This is a genomic window from Bradyrhizobium pachyrhizi (genome assembly GCF_029714545.1).
In the GTDB taxonomy this organism is placed as follows: Bacteria; Pseudomonadota; Alphaproteobacteria; order Rhizobiales; family Xanthobacteraceae; genus Bradyrhizobium; species Bradyrhizobium pachyrhizi.
In genome coordinates, this window is the sequence record NZ_CP121667.1 from 5994275 (window position 1) to 6011229 (window position 16955).

Below are 16955 nucleotides of genomic sequence, written 5' to 3' on the forward strand. Positions count from 1 at the left end.
TCCTTTCCTTCATTGATAGTAGGCCCCGCCACGGATGTTGGCGTGGGTGGGCGTGGCTTTGACGGGTTCGGTGGCAGGGCTCGCGCGGTCGAGCCCGGACTTGAGGATGGCGCTCACGGAGGAGTAGCTGATCGCGTTGATGGCGAGCGCCCTCTCGCAGGCTGCTTCCAGCCGATCGCGCTCATAACGCCGCGCCAGGGCGATGATGCCCATGGCGGAACGATAACCTTGCTCGGGATGGGGGCGCTCACGCATCAACCGCTCGACCAGCGTGGCGGCGTTGACGCCAATCCGGACCGCCATCTTGATCAGGCTCGCCGGCGTCATATTGGCGTAACGCTGATGGGCCTTGGGCATGTGCTCGTTCACGGTGACATGACCACCGCGCTGGGAGCGGCGCACATGGCTGGCGACACGCTGGTGATCCTGGAAGATCTCGACAGCCCGATAGGTGAGCCGGACGTCGACCTGGCGGCCGATCAGTCGGTGTGGCACCGAGTAAAAAGTCTTGTCGACCTCGACGTGATAATCGGGATGCACCTTCGCCGTTTTCCATTCGGCGTATTCGAACGGCTCGCTCGGCAGCGGCGCCAAGGCGGTGCACTCGATCTCCTCGAACAGCTGGCGGCGGGATTTCCCGACATGGCGCATCGGCCGGCTGTTCAGCTCCTCGAGCAAATCAGCAATCGCGCTATTGAGATCGGTCAAGTTGAAGAACCGCCGGTGGCGCAGCCGTGCCAGAATCCAGCGCTCGACAATCAGCACCGCGCCTACTTGCGGCTGCGGGTCGGTAAAATCGTCGTGTCGTAGTGCTCGGCCATGGCGGCAAAGGTTTGGTTGAGTGTCGGCTCGAACCACAGCGCCTTGACGACCCCGGCCTTCAGATTGTCGCAGACGATCGCCTTGGGAACACCGCCGAAGTACGACAGGGCCCGGGTCTGGCCTTCGATCCAATCTGGTAGTCGCTGACCGAAGCTCCCCATAGCGAAGGTCAGCGACGAGGCCCCGAGCACCGCGACAAGAATCTGAGCCTGACGGATCTCACCGGTTTGCGGGTTGATCACCTCCACGGTGTGGCCGGCATAATCGGTCTGCATGACCGCCCCTGCCGCATGGCGATGGCGGAAGGTCGGGTTCGCCCGGCGCTGGTAAGCGGCGAACCTCTCGCAGAACCAAGTATAGCCATAGCCGTCAGGATGCGCCGTTCGGTATTCCTGCCACAGGAGCGTCAACGTCACTCCTTTGCGCTTCAGTTCCTGCGCAACGCGCGGCCACTCGGGCTCCCTTAAGTCCTGGGGCGGCCGTCCGAGCCGCCGGAACAGGGCCCGCTGCAACGTCGCCTCGCTCTCGTAAATCGGCGGCAGCGGCCAGCTTAAGCCGGCTTCGCGAGCCCGCAGCAGGTAGGTGGCAACCGAGGTCTTGCTGATCTGCAGCCGTTCCGAGATAGCCCGGACCGACAGGCCTTGCTCGTATGTCAGCCTCAGGATCGATCGAAGGTCCTTCACAGTTGTCCGTTTCGCTTGCTTCCGTCTCGGCATTGCCCCTCTCAAACTCAGCTTGAGAGAGAACATTGCCCGAACGGCGCTCCCGAAAACCAACCTTCACAACTGTCCGCGATTTAGCGGAATCCCTGTCCCGGAATTACTGAAATCGCTGTCCGCGAATTACCGAAATCCCTGTCCGGAAATTGCCGAAACACGCAATGACGCTCATGTCGGGGCAGGCCTATGTATCGGCATCGGCGGAGTGCGCGTCGATCGTGCGGTCGCGCTGCAAATCCTTGAGGCGATCTCCGATCGGGCTGTTGAAGCAGCGATATTGGCGTCCGATCAGGTTGAGCGTTCAAGACAAGAGATCATCGCCGCCGTCGAACGGGAGCTTGAAGTTGCAAGCTACGACGCGTCTCTTGCCGCACGCCGATACGAACTTGTGGATCCGGCGAAGCGCCACGTTGCCCGTGAACTCGAGGCACGCTGGAATGGCGCATTGGAGCGGGTTGCCGAGCTTGAAGGTCGGATCAAGGAGCAGCGCGCCGCATCAGCGGAAACCCCCAAGATCGACCGCGCCCTGCTTCTGCAGCTTGCGCACGATCTGCCGCGGGTCTGGAATGCACCGTCCACCGACACACGCACCAAGCAGCGGCTAGTTCACATCGTAGTCCGAGAAATTGTTTGCGATCTCGACGAAAACACCAATGAAGCGGTTCTGCTCGTCCACTGGACCGGCGGCCGGCACACAGAGGTTCGTGTTGCTCGCGTTAAGACGGGTCGGTATCGGGGAGATATGGCACCTACGGCCGTTGACGCACTTCGCAAACTTGCTGGTCGTTGGCCTGATCGAGAGCTCGCCGTGTCGCTCAATCGAATGCGCTGCAAGACCGGCGACGGCGAAACCTGGACGACTGTTCGCGTGCGGGAAATGCGCGAACGCTTAGGCTTGCCAGAATACGATCCCGCATCATCGGATGGAAAAATGATCAGCCTCGCGAAGGCCGCAGCACACTTTGGAATTTGCGTCGGATCCGCAAAGAGCCTGGTGCTGAAGGGCATCTTGCCGGCAACACAAGCAATCAAGGGCTCGCAATGGTTGGTTCCTGCCGACGCGTTGAGCTCGGAAGCAGTACGCATAGCGGTGCAGCGCGTGATCGAACGTCGGCCGAAAAACTACATTGATTATCAATACGATAGATTGATCCGCCTGCCCGGAATCTGACAAAGGGACGCACAATGAAACGAGCTGTGGCGATCTTGTGAAAGTGATCTGGCACGATGGCCAGGGAGCATGCCTGTTTACCAAAAGACTCGAGAGAGGAAAGTTCCTCTGGCCGTCGGTTGCCGGTGAATCGGTAACGATCTCTCCGGCGCAGTTGAGCTATCTGTTGTCCGGGATCGATTGGCGCAATCCTCAAGAAACTCAGCGTCCGACGCGGGTCGGATAGGTTTTACGGTTTGAATCTGCTGCTTGATCTGATTCAATGGCTTCATGATATCGAAGCCGGACGATCTTCCATCGGACCTTGCGAGTGCGTTGGCGGCGCTGCAGGCCGAACGTGAGGCCCGGCTACAAGCCGAGGCGGTGGCTGGCAGTGCGCGGGCGGAGCTGTCGGACAACGAGGCGCTGATCGCGCATCTCGAGCTGCGAATCGAGAAGCTCAAACGCGAACTGTACGGGCAGCGCTCCGAGCGCACGGCACGGCTGCTCGAGCAGCTGGAGTTGGAGCTCGAAGACCTCGTCGCCACGGCGAGCGAGGATGAGCTTGCCGCGCAGGCCGCAGCGGCGAAGACGCAGAACGTCCGCCCCTTCACGCGCAAGCGGCCGGTGCGCAAGCCCTGGCCGGACGACATCGAACGCGAGCGCGTCGTCATTGACGCTCCAACGGCCTGTGCCTGCTGCGGTGGATCGCGGCTGGCGAAGATCGGTGAGGATGTGACCAAGACGCTGGAGGAGATCCCGCGCCGCTTCAAGCTGATCGAGACAGTGCGCGAGAAGTTTACCTGCCGCGATTGCGAGAAGATCAGCCAGCCGCCTGCGCCGTTCCATGCCACGTCGCGCGGCTTCATGGCCCACAATTGCTGGCGACGATCCTGTTCGACAAGTTCGGCATGCATATCCCGCTCAACCGCCAGAGTGCCCGCTTTAAGGCCGAGAGGATCGATTTGCCGCTGTCGACGCTGGCCGACCAGGTCGGCCACGGGACCTTTGCTGTCATGCCGCTCTTCCACTTGATCGAACGCCATGTGCTCGCGGCCGAGCGCCTTCATGGCGATGACACCACCATCCGTATCCTGGCGAAGGGCAAGTGCACGACCGGACGGATCTGGACTTATGTACGGGATGACCGGCCCTTCGCCGGGCCTGCGCCGCCGGCGGCGGTCTATTACGCCTCGAGCGACCGACGAGGCGAGCATCCCCAGAAGCATCTGGCCGCCTTCGCTGGCATCCTGCAAGCCGATTGCTACAACGGCTTCGAGCCGCTGTTCGACCCGCAGAAGAAGGCGCTGCCGATTACGCCGGCGTTTTGCTTTGCCCATGCGCGGCGGGGCTTCTTCGAGCTGGCTGACATCGAGAAAAATGCTTGGGAAGGCAGGAAGGCCAAACCGGTCTCTCCGATCGCGCTGGAGGCGGTCAGACGCCTCGATGCGTTGTTCGAGATCGAGCGCGCCATCAATGGCCGCGGCACCGACGAGCGGCGCGCCGTGCGCCAGGAAAAGAGCAAGCCGGTTCTCGAGGACATGCACGCCTGGTTGCTGCGTGAGCGCGAAACCCTCTCACGCTCCTCCGAGGTCCTGAAGCCGATCAACTACATGCTCAGACGCTGGGACGACTTCGCCCGCGTCCTCGATGATGGCAGGATCTGCTTGACCAACAATTGTGCCGAGCGCGCATTGAGAGGTATCGCCTTGGGAAGGCGCAACTGGACCTTCGCAGGTAGCCAGCGTGGCGCCGACCGTGCTGCCATCATGCTGACGATGATCACGACCTGTCGCCTCAACGACGTCGATCCAAAGGCCTGGCTCGCCGACGTCCTCGCCCGTATCGCCGATCTTCCCGTATCGCGTCTGCACGAACTGCTGCCCTGTTGGGGTGGACGGCTCCCAACCGGCATCGCAATGTGTCTGAGTGAGTTCGTTGAAGTTCTCAATCGAGGGAAACTGTCCGTGGAAAAGATTATCCGAATTGGCATGGATACGTCAAAGAGCGTTTTCCAGTTGCATGGCGTGAACGCAGCTGAGAAGCCAATCCTGCGCAAGAAGCTCTCGCGTCGAGAGATGGTAAAGTTTTTTGAGAAGGCGGCGCCTACTACCGTTGCTCTTGAAGCCTGCGGTGGGGCTCACCACTGGGCAAGACTATTAGCTTCCTATGGGCACGAAGTGAAATTGATCCCGCCTCAGCTGGCCAAGCCGTATGTGAAGCGCGGTAAGAATGATGCGGCGGATGCAGAAGCCCTGTGCGAGGCGATGAGCCGACCCACCATGCGGTTCGTTCCAGTGAAAACCGCAGATCAGCAGGCAGCGCTGACGTTAGTTGGAATGCGAGAGAGGCTTATCCGCAATCGGACACAGATGGCCAATGCCATTCGCGGCTTTGCTATGGAATTTGGTATCGTCGCGGCCAGGGGCACGTGCCGAATCGAACCGCTGTTGGAGCGATTAGCGAATGATCAATCGCTACCGGAGCTTGCTCGGGAGCTTTTTGCCATGCATCGTGATGAATATCGAGATCTGCTGTCGCAAATCAGGTCGGTCGAGAAAAAGCTAATGGAACTTCACCGCGCCGATGAATGCAGCAAGCGTCTTGCGAAAATTCCCGGTGTCGGTCCTGTTGGTGCGTCACTCTTGATGATGAAGACACCAGACCCTCGTATGTTTAAGTCTGGCCGCGATTTTGCCGCTTGGATAGGGCTCACACCCAGAGATCATTCGACGGCCGGCAAGGTCAGGCTTGGGGTCATTACACGTGCCGGCGACGAAATGTTGAGGAGCACATTGGTGGTCGGCGCGACCGCTCTTCTTCAGCATGTAAGAGCAGGTCGAAGCAAACATGCCTCCCGATGGCTTACCGACCTGCTGCAACGAAAAAGCCCCAAACTTGTCGCCGTGGCGCTTGCCAATAAGATCGCCCGCGTTGCCTGGAAGCTCATGGTGAGCGGTGAAACGTATCGGCAAATGGAGGAACAGCCAAAGGCTATATAGAGGATTGGCGACCACGGTGAGAACAGAAACTACCGTGTTGCGCTGATGCTGTGAACTTGCATGAGAAGAGCAGATGGTGCGATCGATCGATCCACAACTCGTGACACTCCGTCATTCCCAGTGGCCCTCCGAGGTCGCTGCCTTGTTAGGAACACGCGTTGCGGAACCCATCTTGGCCAGCGGTCATGCGCGACCGCATGCAAAGGCCGGACATATGGTGGCAAGCGATCCGTCAAATCACTGAACAATATCTTGCAAGGAGGGAGCCGTCCACATATGGGAATGGAAGCTCCTGCGCGAAGCCGACGAGCCCGCCGATCACCAGGCCGCCTGACCTCCACGCAACGCCATCATAGAGCTCGCTGTCCCCGCGCGCATGCGTCAATCCGGCGGTCTTCGTCGTATGCGTACTTGGAAAGTAACTGTAGCCATCGAGCAAGACTGCGACGACGAAGCATTCAGGCACATAACTTACGCGGTCGCGACCGCTGACCCAGCGGAAGCTGTGAGGCTGAACCTGAAAGATAGCGACGCCAAGGCCGCAATGCTAAACTGCCCGATCAAAGAGGAGCAGCTGCTAAGGCTCGGCTTACAGCCCGGTGAGCTGATCGCGGTACACGATCACGAGATTGATCCAATCATCTCGCGCTCCCGGCGTCACCGAGCGCGGTTATTTCTCTGTCCGATTTCAATCATCTGCGTGCGACTGATGACGGGCATGTCAGAGAACCGTCCCCTCGTCTTCCCTAGAACCTCCTTGGCTGTCTGGAACGCAAACTGCCTAGGCATCGACGCTTGGATGCGTACGTTAGTAACTCTTACGAAGCAGCCAAGCTCATTCGTAGCGCCAACTCGCACGGGCGGCTGTCCACCCGACGGCCCGTGCGTCTTGTCAGTAGCGCTATGCGTGCATTCGTCCTGGCTGTTGGTCCTCGTCCTCGATGAGATAGCCAGGGCTCGCACGGGCGGCTCCACTCACCACCGTGCGCCCCTTTCGGCGGATCAGTCTCAGCCGTACGAACAGGGAATCATGCCGTGACCCGCGAAGAGGCTCTGACAAGGGCGATTGAGACGTTAAAGAATGGTCGGACGGGAATATCTCGATGAGCGACATGCTCGACGCTATTGTAGAGCTTCACGAGACTGTTCCGCCACCCGAGCCTCCCAAGCTACCAAAACAGAAGGGCCTTTCATAGCATTCCGCTCTCTATTGCCTGGGTGCGCACACCAAGGGCTGAGATACAGCCGCGATGGCGTGCTCGTGTGTGCCGTTGTCGAGGAGCTATTCCATTGAACCTGCACTCGCGACGGCCATTTAAAATGCAAGGTTACCAAAGTACGTGGTCTTGAATGCCGCGCTCGAGAACAGCGCAAGCGTTGCTCGAGTAGCCTCTTCCCAGGGCACGACGCAGCCGTGGCATGTCATTTGCTCAGATCACAACGAAGGCTCAAACGCCCAGACCCCTCTGCGTGCTGGACAGGACTCGCCTTCGCGAACTTACCAAACCAACAGGAGGCAAACATGGGTCTGTACCTTATCGAGTACAAACAAGACCGGAACTTCGTGCTTGGCGTGAAGGATCCGCAAGACGGTGCGGCGGTCGTGCTGCGGAAGAAAGACACGCCGCTCCGTTACGTTCTCTGGGACCTCAATTTCGATACTGGAGCAATTACACTGAACTCGAGCGGGGGCAATCTCGCGGTCGGCACCGATCGCGTCGCGCCGGAGGCTCTCCTCTCGCTCAAAGTGTATAACCCAGCCATCCAAAGTCAGCGGTGGGAATTTCTCAAGAGCCCCGGCTTCATCCTTAGCCTCCCGGACAACAGCCTGTGCATCGATAATAAGACTCGTGGCACGAGTGACGGCAACCCGGTTTGGCTGTTCAAGTTCAACGGCTCGCCCGCGCAGCAATGGAACTTCGTTCCCCTAATGAACCTACGGGCCTTGGAAGTTGCGGAGAATGCGGCCTGACGCCGTTCGGCCGCTCGGCTCCTCAATGGCGAGAGGTAGCGGTACGCGACAATGCGGCGGCGAGCATTCCGGTTGTGAATATTCGCCGCCACAGAACCGGACGTAGCGCAGCCGTGCAACTCAACCGTAAGGTCGGCCGTTCGCTTGGTCACCAATTGTGTCGGTCTGCGCTCACCAACTCATTGACCTCTTCTCCGCCCGGGCTCAGGTCGGAGTCCCTTGACTGACGAGGCATCTGGATAAAGTTGGCTTCTTGTACTGCCATCGGCGGCGCGTTCAATGGTTTGGTGGCACGACATCCCTCTCGATTGGACTAATGTCCCCGACCTCTTTCCAGCTGCGAGGCGCTCCAAACCCTCAAAGCCCGGGGTGTGAGGCTTGCACTGACCAGTTCCCTCCAGGACTTGCGCACGTTGATCCATCGGATTTTACGCGCGGGCAACGTATCAAGCATTTTCTGCGCAATCGGTGCGAGGCGCGCGGCATCGGAATCGGGGGCATTCTTGGCATCTTCAACAACGCTAAGAGCGACCTTTTCGGACCGAGTCCACCCCGCTTCAGTGAACCTGCCCTCCGCGAAATACTCAAAACAGCTCCGGAACGTCAATGCGCGGCCAATGATCGTCTGGTTTGATAGGTTCGTCTCACTCAGCCACTGCCGAAGATAATCACACCATGCTCGGCTGCCAAAGTCGAGAAGAGCATTACCTTCGAACACCAGAAGCGCCGCCATGCCGGCAATCTCAGTTCGCACCTCTTCATCCTCTCGTTCGAACCAACCCCGGATTGCCTGCAATGGTGTTGCCGGCTGGCTCACCATCGGTATCTGTGTTGGGCCGGCGCGATGGAACTGGACCACGTTGTCCAACGGGGGCATGCGCGGCCACGGCTTCCCCTCCGCGTCCCATAAGACCCAGCGCTCGGCGATCTTTCTCGCCTCTTCAGGAGACTGGATTTGCCAAAGCTCCTTGAGCGCCTCGTTAACGTAGTGGGAGACGTCAGCTTTGAGGCCGCAAGTGCGGGCTATCGCTGCGAGGCGCCCGGCATCAATGAGCCGCGCCGCGAAGTTGTTCTCTGCGTTCATTTGCCGAAGCCTTTTCCGCCTTCTCGTCGTCCGTGTCCCCTTCATGTTCATTCGGTTCAATGTGATCGAACCAGGAGCCCGGGGGAAATGCGGCGACACGCGTAGCAAAGAAGGATTTCGGCTCCCAATCCTGTCCCTCGCGCTTCTCGAATGCGATGACCCCATGGCGGATGCAAAAATCGGGGCCAGGGATATTGCAGTTCACCAAGAACAGGACGCGCCACAAATCACCCTTCGTGGTCTGCTCCTCATTGACCTTCGGCAAGTAATCCACGCCAACCGGGTCAACGATCGTACAGCGGCCGTGCCGCAAGAGATCGCCTAACTTGCCTTGCACGGTCGTCACGAAATTGAAATTGGCCCGATCGTGGAGGAAGCGACGATTCACGTCCTTTTCGCTGTCTTTCATTTCATCGGCGATCAAGGAGAGTGCGAATGCACGCCAGCCTAGTTCCATCGGTTTGGCATAAGGCGAATCAATTTTAATTGTCCCGTCGGGCGCGGCCTTCCAGATGATGACGTATTCTTCGTGCGACCTGTTGTTAGCGTGCCTGGTCCAGGAAAAGAAAACATACTCCGTTCCGTTGGCGCCTTTGGCGACGTCCCACATGCGAGGGACGAAATGCGCCACTTTCGAGACGTTCGCGATAATTTGTTCAACGCTCTCGCCATCTTGCGCTCGCCAGGTTGATTTGACTTTGTGCACAAGCGGATTGTCCTGGGCGCGAACAGTGCAGCTCATGATGGCCGGCTCAGCCAGGCTGATCAACAATAGACCGAGACAGGACAAACGCGCGGATCTTCCAACCATTTTCTTCATCATCCCTGGGACTCTCTGGTCTTATGAACACATCGATCCTAAGCGGACCGGCTCGTACGATCCGAGCGTTGGAAGTTAGCGGCAGCGTGACCTAACGCCCGTCGGTATCGGCCGAGCGGACGCCATCCCGCGCCTCAAGTCACGCGCCGCTAACTCCGTTGGCCAGCCACAGCTTCAACTTGCGATGGTAGCCATACCCGAGGGAGGGCGGCCTGGGGTATGCCCAAAGACTGCATACTTTGTGCCAGCCAAAACCCCTGCAATTTGCAGCGTAGTTGTGACGGCTTTGTCTGCTTTCCGACTTGCGTGCCGTTGTCTTGCCAACATGTACTTTGGTACCCAGGACACCCAGCCAGGCTGGAGATCGACCAGCTCTTCACCTTTACGGAACGCGCCGGCATTGTCGGCTTTGAAATCGCTCCACAACTTCCGGATGTGGCCAGCGCTTCAGCTAGAAGCTGTAATTCCGCGATACCAGGTACCCATGCGGCGAATACTTCCAATGCCGATGCAGCCACTCGCGCGCGACTTCCTCCGGCACATTAGGAAATGATGATTGAACCCCGAGCCCACCATTCATCGAATGGTGCTTTTGACCGCACCACTCGGCTCAAACTCTGGTGCCAACGCCGTCGGGTACTTGTCCATAATGGTCATTGACGAGGTTCAAGACCTGTGTGCAAGTGATGATGATCTGAGGACTCGAACTGCCGCCGGATGAAAATTCAGGGCAGGTCAAAATCATTTAACGCGTGCTCCGGCACGATGAGTTCGTCTGGTTCTTGGCACCCCATCTCGCCTACTGCTGTGTCATACCCTCCTTCGATCGACTACTCCTCTGACGACCTCAGATCCGGCCGGGATTACGGCTTGGCCGCGATCGGAGCCCTGTAGTTCTCCCGCTTCACAACACAAGCGCCCAAACTACCACCCTGCGCGGCTTGCCAGCCAGCATCTGTTCTAGCCATGCCCCTTGGCGCGCCGCGCTTGCTCGCCGGCTGCACGACTCTGCTGCTACCGATGATGAGGAGGCGCCGTAGCGTGCGTTCGCCCATCTTGGATGTTCCGTCGAACTTTTGCTTGCCACCCGTCGATCTTTGACGAGGCGTGAAGCCGAGCCAGACGGTGAAGTCACTGCCCCTGGCGATGGTCTCGACCGGCGGTGCCAGAGCGGCGATCGCAGTGGCAGAGATTGGACCGATACCGGGAACGGTCATCAGCCTGCGCAATACCTCGTCCTCGCGAACGCGTCGCGCGATCTCCTTGTCGAGATCTGCGATTTTACCGTTGAGGCCGGCGAGCAGAATATGGCGTAGGCCGCTTCGGGAAGCGAGCTGGCCATCTCTTCTTCGTCGATCAGGTCGGCAAGCATCGCCACATGCGATGGACCTTGGGGGCGAGCCTCGCGAGATCCGGCATGATTGTACTAAGAACCTGCGAGACGTCGTTGTTCAGCACGACCGAGATGCCGCTCTTATGATCGCTCATGAGTCACTCGTCACTCAGCGATGCGCACGTCGCACGCTCGCATCCGGCCCGATCGCAGGTCGAGCTTGACCTCGAACGAGACGCGCGCACCCACCTCGGGCACCGTGCTCAGCGGCAGCGCAGATGCATGGAGGAATACGTCGGCACCGCCATCATCTGGCGCGATGAAGCCAAAGCCGCGATCGCCAATCCATTTCTTAATCGTACCCATTGCCATCGTCGTTCCGTTCCTGAGTTAAGGTGGCCGCGCGTGTCGCAGTTCATCCGTGCTGACATCGCGCGAGCCGGGACGGCATGACACCGCGCCCAAATCTCGAAAAGTCGCCGCACGGCATATGTAGCGTCATCAGCACGCGATTGCTGTCTGCTGCGGCGAGAAACTCTCATACTGTCAATTCGAAGTCGCCTTCACGAGCTTGACGAGCGTCGGCCCCATCATCTTGACGTTGTTGCGGAAGCAGGGGCGCGCCCCTGTCGCAGCAAGTGGCTCACGAGGCATGTCGTCATGCAGCGCGCCTAGATACAGCACCTGAACAAACCACGGTCTGGCTGCGCGCCCCCGCCTCAATCCGATGATTGCTGCCATACGCCTTCTTCGGCGGCGCGGATTTTGCACGACAACCCTTGAGCTGCTGGTGTTTGTCAATCGCCACCAAACGCAGCTCGACCAAGGCGCAACCGCGAACGTACCATGACGCAAAAGCAGATCAACATAACGGCCATCTTGGTCATGGCAGGCTGGACCGCATTCTGTCTCTATGAGGGCTGGTACTAACGTGAACGCCGTTATCATTCGCGATCCTAGAAGAGGATTCCGCTTCGCATGCCCGAGAGAGTGGCTGGCAACACCATGTTTACGCGCGCGAATCATCGTGATCTAATCCCATACACGCCTTCAGGACTGTTATGACTCCTTCTATTCTATCCGCCCCCCCCTGAGTGCCCCGGGGGTGTGAACCTTGCACCAACCAGTTTTCTCGAAGACTTCCCCACTTTGATCGATTCGCTTTTTTGACCGGCCAAGTATCAAGCGTTTTGGCAAATTGGTTCGAGGCGCACCGCTGCGGAATTCGGGTCGCACTCGGCCTCTTGTGGCTATAGCTTGTGGTTTGAAGGGCCCCAAGACTCTGGCGAAAGGTCGTAAACCGGAAATCATCATGCGCGAAGGCTAGTAATGTTCATCGCTTCACCGTCCAAAGCTACCGACGTCGTAGCAGGCCCAAGCCCAAGCCGTCGTATTGGGAGCAATTTTGCTCGCAGCAGCAACTGCTGCCACTCCAGCAATCCTGCAGTCTGATAGCGTCGCCATGTGACCCTCTAGGATTGTTACTTTGCCATCCTCTTTCTGCATGTAGGCAACGATGCCTAACGCACCCGACAATTCTCGCTGGAGAGTAGTGTCGTGGCAGACATAGGAGGCAGAAAAGCCGGGCTTCACTGTCGCGGCCTTGATAGCTAACTCGCCCATCCTCCGGCACTCATCTATATTTTCTGAGGGCTGAGCGGTGATGTTGATCGTTGCTAAAACGCCAAGGTGCGTCGAAGCGACGATAACGATGAGCGGCGGCATGGCGGACCTCACCTCAGTCATTTCGGCACAATTGCGCTGAGCGCATTAGGCCGTCGAAGACGGATGGGGGCGGCCATTGCGCAGGCTTTTCGCCGTGGTCGATGTCTTCGGCCGATCTATTTGACCGCATGTACAGCCGCCATGCTCTGCAGACCACATCAACAACAGAGACGGCCGCCTCCACGATGAGAATGATGTAACTTCGAGAGGTTGGGTTGATGATCATGGTCGTTGCTTCTCATGTGCGGCGTCGGAGATGATCGTAAGCAGCCTAAAGAGCGTGAGCGGATGCTTGCGTATGAGTTCGGTGCTCGCAATCGTAAACTCGTCAGGGCCTCCGCGCTCGCGGATGGCCTCTCGAAGTGCGGCCAGCTTGGCGGGATCGGCAGAGCGAATGGCGGCCTCGAAGGCGGGTATGAATTTGAGCCTGTCCATTTGCTGCAGACCTCTGAGTGGTTGTCAGAGCCAACCGAAAGCGTCTGTTCTGGTAGCTCTCTTCTCGCCATAAGCTCCGCGATCGTGGCAAGCGCGACTCACATTTCGGTTCGCCCCTCAGACCATTCTCGGAGCACCGCAACAGCGTTCTCGAAGGCCTGCTCATAGGTCATGGCATGATCTCCACGAAGGGCGCATTCAGCCGCGCGGGCATGTAGTCCTGCGGGGGGACGCACGGACGGCTTAAAAGGCCGTCCGTGCGAACTTACGCTGGGCTCGGCGTCTCATGGGATGCGCGAAAGAAGAGCAGCCAAGCCCACAGATGTCTCAGCAACCAGCGTGCCAAATCGAACTAGAATGCAATGAAGGAAAGCAAATACCGAGATTGCAAGACTTCTGACGTGGATATCGTTCAAGCCGGCGTGGTTGCGTTGGTCTTCTGCTTTGAGGACCGTCTAGGTAGCGAAATGGTCCTTTGAAGCTCTGCAAGTGTGTCAAGCACGTCGGCCATCGAGATATTCCCCTCGCACCATTTATCGAGCGCCTCTTTGGCTTTCTTCAAGGCTTCGTCACGGGAAATCACGGCCAAGTCTCCGAGTTCAGACGGCTGAAAAGGTGCACGGGCGGCCGGGTCGAAGAACCGCCCGTGCGAGGCTGCACAAAGAAGAGCTTGGCTGTCTCATGGGAGGTCAACGTATGAGCATCCAGGCCCGTGCATGCCTCAGCAATCAACGTGCCAAGGCCTTTGCAGGATGAATGCGGTAGGATGGTGCATTTTCATCCCACGTCGGGCGCTGCTTACAGCCTATCCGTGACGGCATTCGGACATGCTCGTCATCAGTCGGACGCAACTGTATAAGATCGAACAACGAGACAGACAGAGAGCTGTGCTCAGTGACGCCGGGGGCGCGAGATGATTGGATCAACCTCGTCATCGTGTAGAGCGATCAACTCACCGGGCTGTAAGCCGAGCCGTTGCAACTGCCTCTCTTCGAGCGGGCAGTTTAGCATTGCGGCCTTAGCGCCGCTGTCCTTCAGGCTCAGCTTCACAGCGTCTGCAGGGTCCGCGGTCGCGACCGCGTAGGTCACGTGCCTGAATGCTTCGTCGTCGCCGTCTTCCTCGATGGCGACAGTCACCATCCAACCTTCCATCTTGCTGCGCTCCGGGAGGGGCCCATCGGGCATGTGATGTCGGCTCGTGACGATCATGCAATTTCGGAGCCATGAGTTTAATGGGAGGCGCACCGATAATCTTGGCTCGGCCCGCCCAGTTCTGTGCGAACGGCTTTACGGCGGAAATGTTCACAGGCAATCGTGGTTCTTGACGCAAGGCACGTCGAGCCGAAGATCAAGGAAGCCAATGTGGCTACGTGCTGGGGTTAAAGGATCATGTTAGTGTAGCTGTATCCTGAGAAACAAAATGCAGCCGTGCGCTTGACGGGACCATGACATGGGCCTGGTCGCCCTGCAGTAGTTCGGACGTGAAATGGAGCCGCGACATCCGACCGTTTGACGTCGTCGAAAGGATGCCCCTCCGTGAGACAGAGGGGAAATCCGGTGAGGGATCGACAGTACGTGAGGCCCCGCGGCAGCGTATTATTCCGGCATGTGATATTCATGTGTCGGGCCTCAGAACTGATCTCCCCAACGGGAACGCGTTTACCGAGACCGGCGAACGAGCCGCAGTGTCCCGCTATTCTCCACCCTCGCGAAGGAGCTCGAGCGGCAACCCGACCAACGACTTTCCGATCCAATCCCGCGCGATCACATTGGAGGGACCGATGGCGATCACAGCGCGAGCTGTCTCAGAACTGCGCTCGATCTCCGAACGGACGAATTTGAGTGTCGAGCATGGTTCGCTCTGGACTGGCGACGAGCTTGGGTACTGGCCGAAACAGGCCACTCGCCATTTCAAAACTGGCCATTTGGCCGGGCCGGGTGAGCCATGAGTGGGCGACGTTCACTCGGCGATAACCATGCCGACAAAGAGTCGGGCGGCAGCAAGGAACCTTTTCAGCTTGTACCCAACCATCCATTTCCGTTTGAGAACGGGGTATTTGAGATGGCTAGGTCGAACAAAACGGCGGGCAATCGCCTCTACTTTGGCGACAATTTGGATTGGTTACAGCGGATCGAGGCCAACACCGTAGACTTGGTCTATCTGGACCCACCCTTTAATTCCAATGCTACCTACAACGTCCTATTCCGCTCTCCGGTTGCTGAGGACGCATCATCTCAAATCACCGCCTTTGATGATACTTGGACGTGGGAGAACGGCGCGGAGCGCGCGCTCGACCACGTTCGCACGCTTAGCCTGGATACGTTCATGCTTTTAGACGCCCTTCGCCGTACCTTCCTAAAGGAGGGCGACGTTATGGCCTACCTTGCGATGATGGCTCCAAGATTGCTGGAAATGCGTCGGGTCATGAAACCAACAGCGACGCTCTATTTGCACTGCGATCCGAGCAACAGCCATTATCTGAAAATGCTGCTCGATTGCGTGTTTGAAGGACAAGGCTACATCAACGAAATCAGTTGGAAGCGCACAACGGCGAAATCTGACTATGCTCAGGGAGCAACGCATTACCCCCGCGTGCGAGACGTTCTATTAGTTTATCGAAAGGATGCCTCTGCCCAAGCGACTTTCACTCAGCAGTTCGCCGCATACGATGTTGCATATATTGCGAAGAAATATGGTCTGAAAGACCCCGATGGCCGCGCGTATCAACTCGACAATATCACTGGCCCTGGCGGCGCCGCTAAGGGGAATCCGTCCTACGAAGTGATGGGGGTGACACGCTATTGGCGCTACTCGCGCGAGAAAATGAACGATCTTATCTCGAAGGGATTGATAGTTCAGCCTAGACCCGGAGCAGTTCCTAGGTTCAAGCGATACCTGGATACGATGCCGGGCGTTACAGTGAGTGACGATTGGGGCGACATCAGCGCTATAAATTCGCAGGCTAAAGAGCGACTCCACTACCCAACACAAAAGCCGTTACAGCTTCTCGAACGAATCATAGCGACTTCAAGTAAAGAGGGGGATCTAATCCTTGATCCCTTCTGCGGATGCGGCACAGCGATTCATGCAGCCGAAAAGATGGGGCGCAGATGGATCGGAATAGATGTCACGTACCTCGCTATCCAAGTCATACAGGATCGCTTCAAGACGTGGCTTCCGAACGCCGAATATGAGGTTGACGGCATACCTCGCGACGAACTTTCGGGCAGAAAATTAGCTGCTCTCGATCCATATCAATTCCAGCTATGGGCCGTTGGAAGATGTGGCGGCCAGCCACGCGGAAAGGGCGCGGACCGCGGAATTGATGGCGAAATCATATTTGTGCGCGGCGCTAAAGATTATGGCCGCGCTATCGTTTCCGTTAAGGCGGGCAAGAATGTAAATCCGGACATGATCAGGGCGCTCAAGGGTACAGTTGAGCGGGAAGGCGCACAGATGGGCGTCTTCGTTTGTCTCGACCACCCCTCGAAGGATATGCGAACTGAGGCGGCCACTGGCCGTAATATCGAACTGCCGGGCGGCATCCGTCCTCGCATCCAAATCGTGACGCTTGAAGACCTGCTCGCCGGACCAAATTTGGGCATCATCACTAACCTGAACGCGGTGCAAGTCGCAGTTGCTGCGAAAGCAGAAGGACGTAAGAAGCCTAAACGGACTCCCACGGCAGCGGAGGTTAGGGAATCTCCCTCTTTCAAATATCCGATTCCGGGAGGGAAATCGAAGGTCCAAGAAACCCTCCCGATGGACGAGCCTCTTTTGGTGGCTCCGCAACCGCGATCTAAAACCAAGCGTCGCCGAAAATCAGCTTAACCTTTGCCCCCGGAATTACCGTGAACTTCGGTACTGTCCAGAATCTTTCGCACTTTCTATC

General features: G+C 58.1%; 14 protein-coding genes and 2 pseudogenes. 6 read left to right on the forward strand and 10 right to left on the reverse strand.

The features are described 5' to 3' along the window. Positions 1-9 precede the first annotated feature (9 nt). Positions 10-1538: pseudogene (gene istA, locus QA639_RS28575) on the reverse strand (IS21 family transposase). Between the two features lie 19 nt (positions 1539-1557). Here istA and QA639_RS28580 point away from each other — a divergent pair. The 5 genes and pseudogenes from QA639_RS28580 (at position 1558) to QA639_RS28600 (ending at position 7665) form a co-directional block, all read left to right on the forward strand. After that, positions 1558-2712 (forward strand): hypothetical protein, encoded by a 1155-nt coding sequence (locus QA639_RS28580; RefSeq protein ID WP_283087773.1) that lies wholly within the window; start codon positions 1558-1560, stop codon positions 2710-2712. A 43-nt stretch (positions 2713-2755) separates the two neighbouring features. Then, positions 2756-2938 carry an IS66 family insertion sequence element accessory protein TnpB gene (gene tnpB / locus QA639_RS28585; protein ID WP_283090639.1) on the forward strand — a complete coding sequence of 61 codons (183 nt, stop codon included), beginning with the start codon at positions 2756-2758 and terminating at the stop codon, positions 2936-2938. Between the two features lie 44 nt (positions 2939-2982). After that, a pseudogene (tnpC, locus tag QA639_RS28590) lies at positions 2983-4604 on the forward strand (IS66 family transposase); the annotation flags it as partial. Between the two features lie 54 nt (positions 4605-4658). Further along, positions 4659-5693, forward strand: a complete 1035-nt coding sequence (locus QA639_RS28595) for an IS110 family RNA-guided transposase (protein ID WP_283090640.1) — start codon at positions 4659-4661, stop codon at positions 5691-5693. A 1522-nt stretch (positions 5694-7215) separates the two neighbouring features. Continuing rightward, on the forward strand, positions 7216-7665 hold the full coding sequence (locus tag QA639_RS28600; RefSeq protein ID WP_283087774.1) for an RICIN domain-containing protein: 450 nt from the start codon (positions 7216-7218) through the stop codon (positions 7663-7665). A gap of 313 nt (positions 7666-7978) precedes the next feature. Here QA639_RS28600 and QA639_RS28605 read toward each other — a convergent pair whose 3' ends face one another. From QA639_RS28605 to QA639_RS28645, 9 genes are all read right to left on the reverse strand, one after another. Next, positions 7979-8749 (reverse strand): hypothetical protein, encoded by a 771-nt coding sequence (locus QA639_RS28605; RefSeq protein WP_283087775.1) that lies wholly within the window; start codon positions 8747-8749, stop codon positions 7979-7981. Next, entirely contained in the window at positions 8712-9572 is an 861-nt protein-coding gene (locus QA639_RS28610) for a nodulate formation efficiency C protein (RefSeq protein ID WP_283087776.1), read from the reverse strand. Before QA639_RS28610 ends, QA639_RS28605 begins: the two co-directional genes overlap by 38 nt. An 860-nt stretch (positions 9573-10432) precedes the next feature. Further along, positions 10433-10798 carry a transposase gene (locus QA639_RS28615; RefSeq protein WP_283087777.1) on the reverse strand — a complete coding sequence of 122 codons (366 nt, stop codon included), beginning with the start codon at positions 10796-10798 and terminating at the stop codon, positions 10433-10435. Positions 10799-10925: 127 nt separating this feature from the next. Further along, positions 10926-11057, reverse strand: a complete 132-nt coding sequence (locus QA639_RS28620; RefSeq protein WP_283087778.1) for a hypothetical protein — start codon at positions 11055-11057, stop codon at positions 10926-10928. A gap of 10 nt (positions 11058-11067) precedes the next feature. Continuing rightward, positions 11068-11268: a cold shock domain-containing protein gene (locus tag QA639_RS28625; RefSeq protein ID WP_283087779.1), complete on the reverse strand. Its 201-nt coding sequence runs from the start codon at positions 11266-11268 to the stop codon at positions 11068-11070. A gap of 180 nt (positions 11269-11448) precedes the next feature. Further along, positions 11449-11643 carry a hypothetical protein gene (locus tag QA639_RS28630; protein ID WP_283087780.1) on the reverse strand — a complete coding sequence of 65 codons (195 nt, stop codon included), beginning with the start codon at positions 11641-11643 and terminating at the stop codon, positions 11449-11451. A gap of 600 nt (positions 11644-12243) precedes the next feature. Further along, positions 12244-12627, reverse strand: coding sequence for a hypothetical protein (locus QA639_RS28635; protein ID WP_283087781.1), 384 nt, complete (start codon positions 12625-12627; stop codon positions 12244-12246). A 222-nt stretch (positions 12628-12849) separates the two neighbouring features. After that, on the reverse strand, positions 12850-13062 hold the full coding sequence (locus QA639_RS28640) for a hypothetical protein (RefSeq protein ID WP_283087782.1): 213 nt from the start codon (positions 13060-13062) through the stop codon (positions 12850-12852). An 891-nt stretch (positions 13063-13953) separates the two neighbouring features. Then, complete coding sequence (locus QA639_RS28645; RefSeq protein WP_283087783.1) at positions 13954-14271, reverse strand: hypothetical protein; 318 nt, start codon at positions 14269-14271, stop codon at positions 13954-13956. Between the two features lie 736 nt (positions 14272-15007). On the opposite strand from QA639_RS28645, the gene QA639_RS28650 reads away from it, so the two are divergent. Next, positions 15008-16894 carry a DNA methyltransferase gene (locus QA639_RS28650; RefSeq protein WP_283087784.1) on the forward strand — a complete coding sequence of 629 codons (1887 nt, stop codon included), beginning with the start codon at positions 15008-15010 and terminating at the stop codon, positions 16892-16894. Positions 16895-16955 lie beyond the last annotated feature (61 nt).

Coding starts and splice junctions, on each gene's coding strand:
- QA639_RS28600 (WP_283087774.1), top strand. CDS start 7,216: ATGGGTCTGTACCTTATCGAGTACAAACAAGACCGGAACTTCGTGCTT.
- QA639_RS28605 (WP_283087775.1), bottom strand. CDS start 8,749: ATGAACGCAGAGAACAACTTCGCGGCGCGGCTCATTGATGCCGGGCGC.
- QA639_RS28610 (WP_283087776.1), bottom strand. CDS start 9,572: ATGATGAAGAAAATGGTTGGAAGATCCGCGCGTTTGTCCTGTCTCGGT.
- QA639_RS28620 (WP_283087778.1), bottom strand. CDS start 11,057: ATGAGCGATCATAAGAGCGGCATCTCGGTCGTGCTGAACAACGACGTC.
- QA639_RS28625 (WP_283087779.1), bottom strand. CDS start 11,268: ATGGGTACGATTAAGAAATGGATTGGCGATCGCGGCTTTGGCTTCATC.
- QA639_RS28630 (WP_283087780.1), bottom strand. CDS start 11,643: ATGGCAGCAATCATCGGATTGAGGCGGGGGCGCGCAGCCAGACCGTGG.
- QA639_RS28635 (WP_283087781.1), bottom strand. CDS start 12,627: ATGCCGCCGCTCATCGTTATCGTCGCTTCGACGCACCTTGGCGTTTTA.
- QA639_RS28640 (WP_283087782.1), bottom strand. CDS start 13,062: ATGGACAGGCTCAAATTCATACCCGCCTTCGAGGCCGCCATTCGCTCT.
- QA639_RS28645 (WP_283087783.1), bottom strand. CDS start 14,271: ATGATCGTCACGAGCCGACATCACATGCCCGATGGGCCCCTCCCGGAG.
- QA639_RS28650 (WP_283087784.1), top strand. CDS start 15,008: ATGAGTGGGCGACGTTCACTCGGCGATAACCATGCCGACAAAGAGTCG.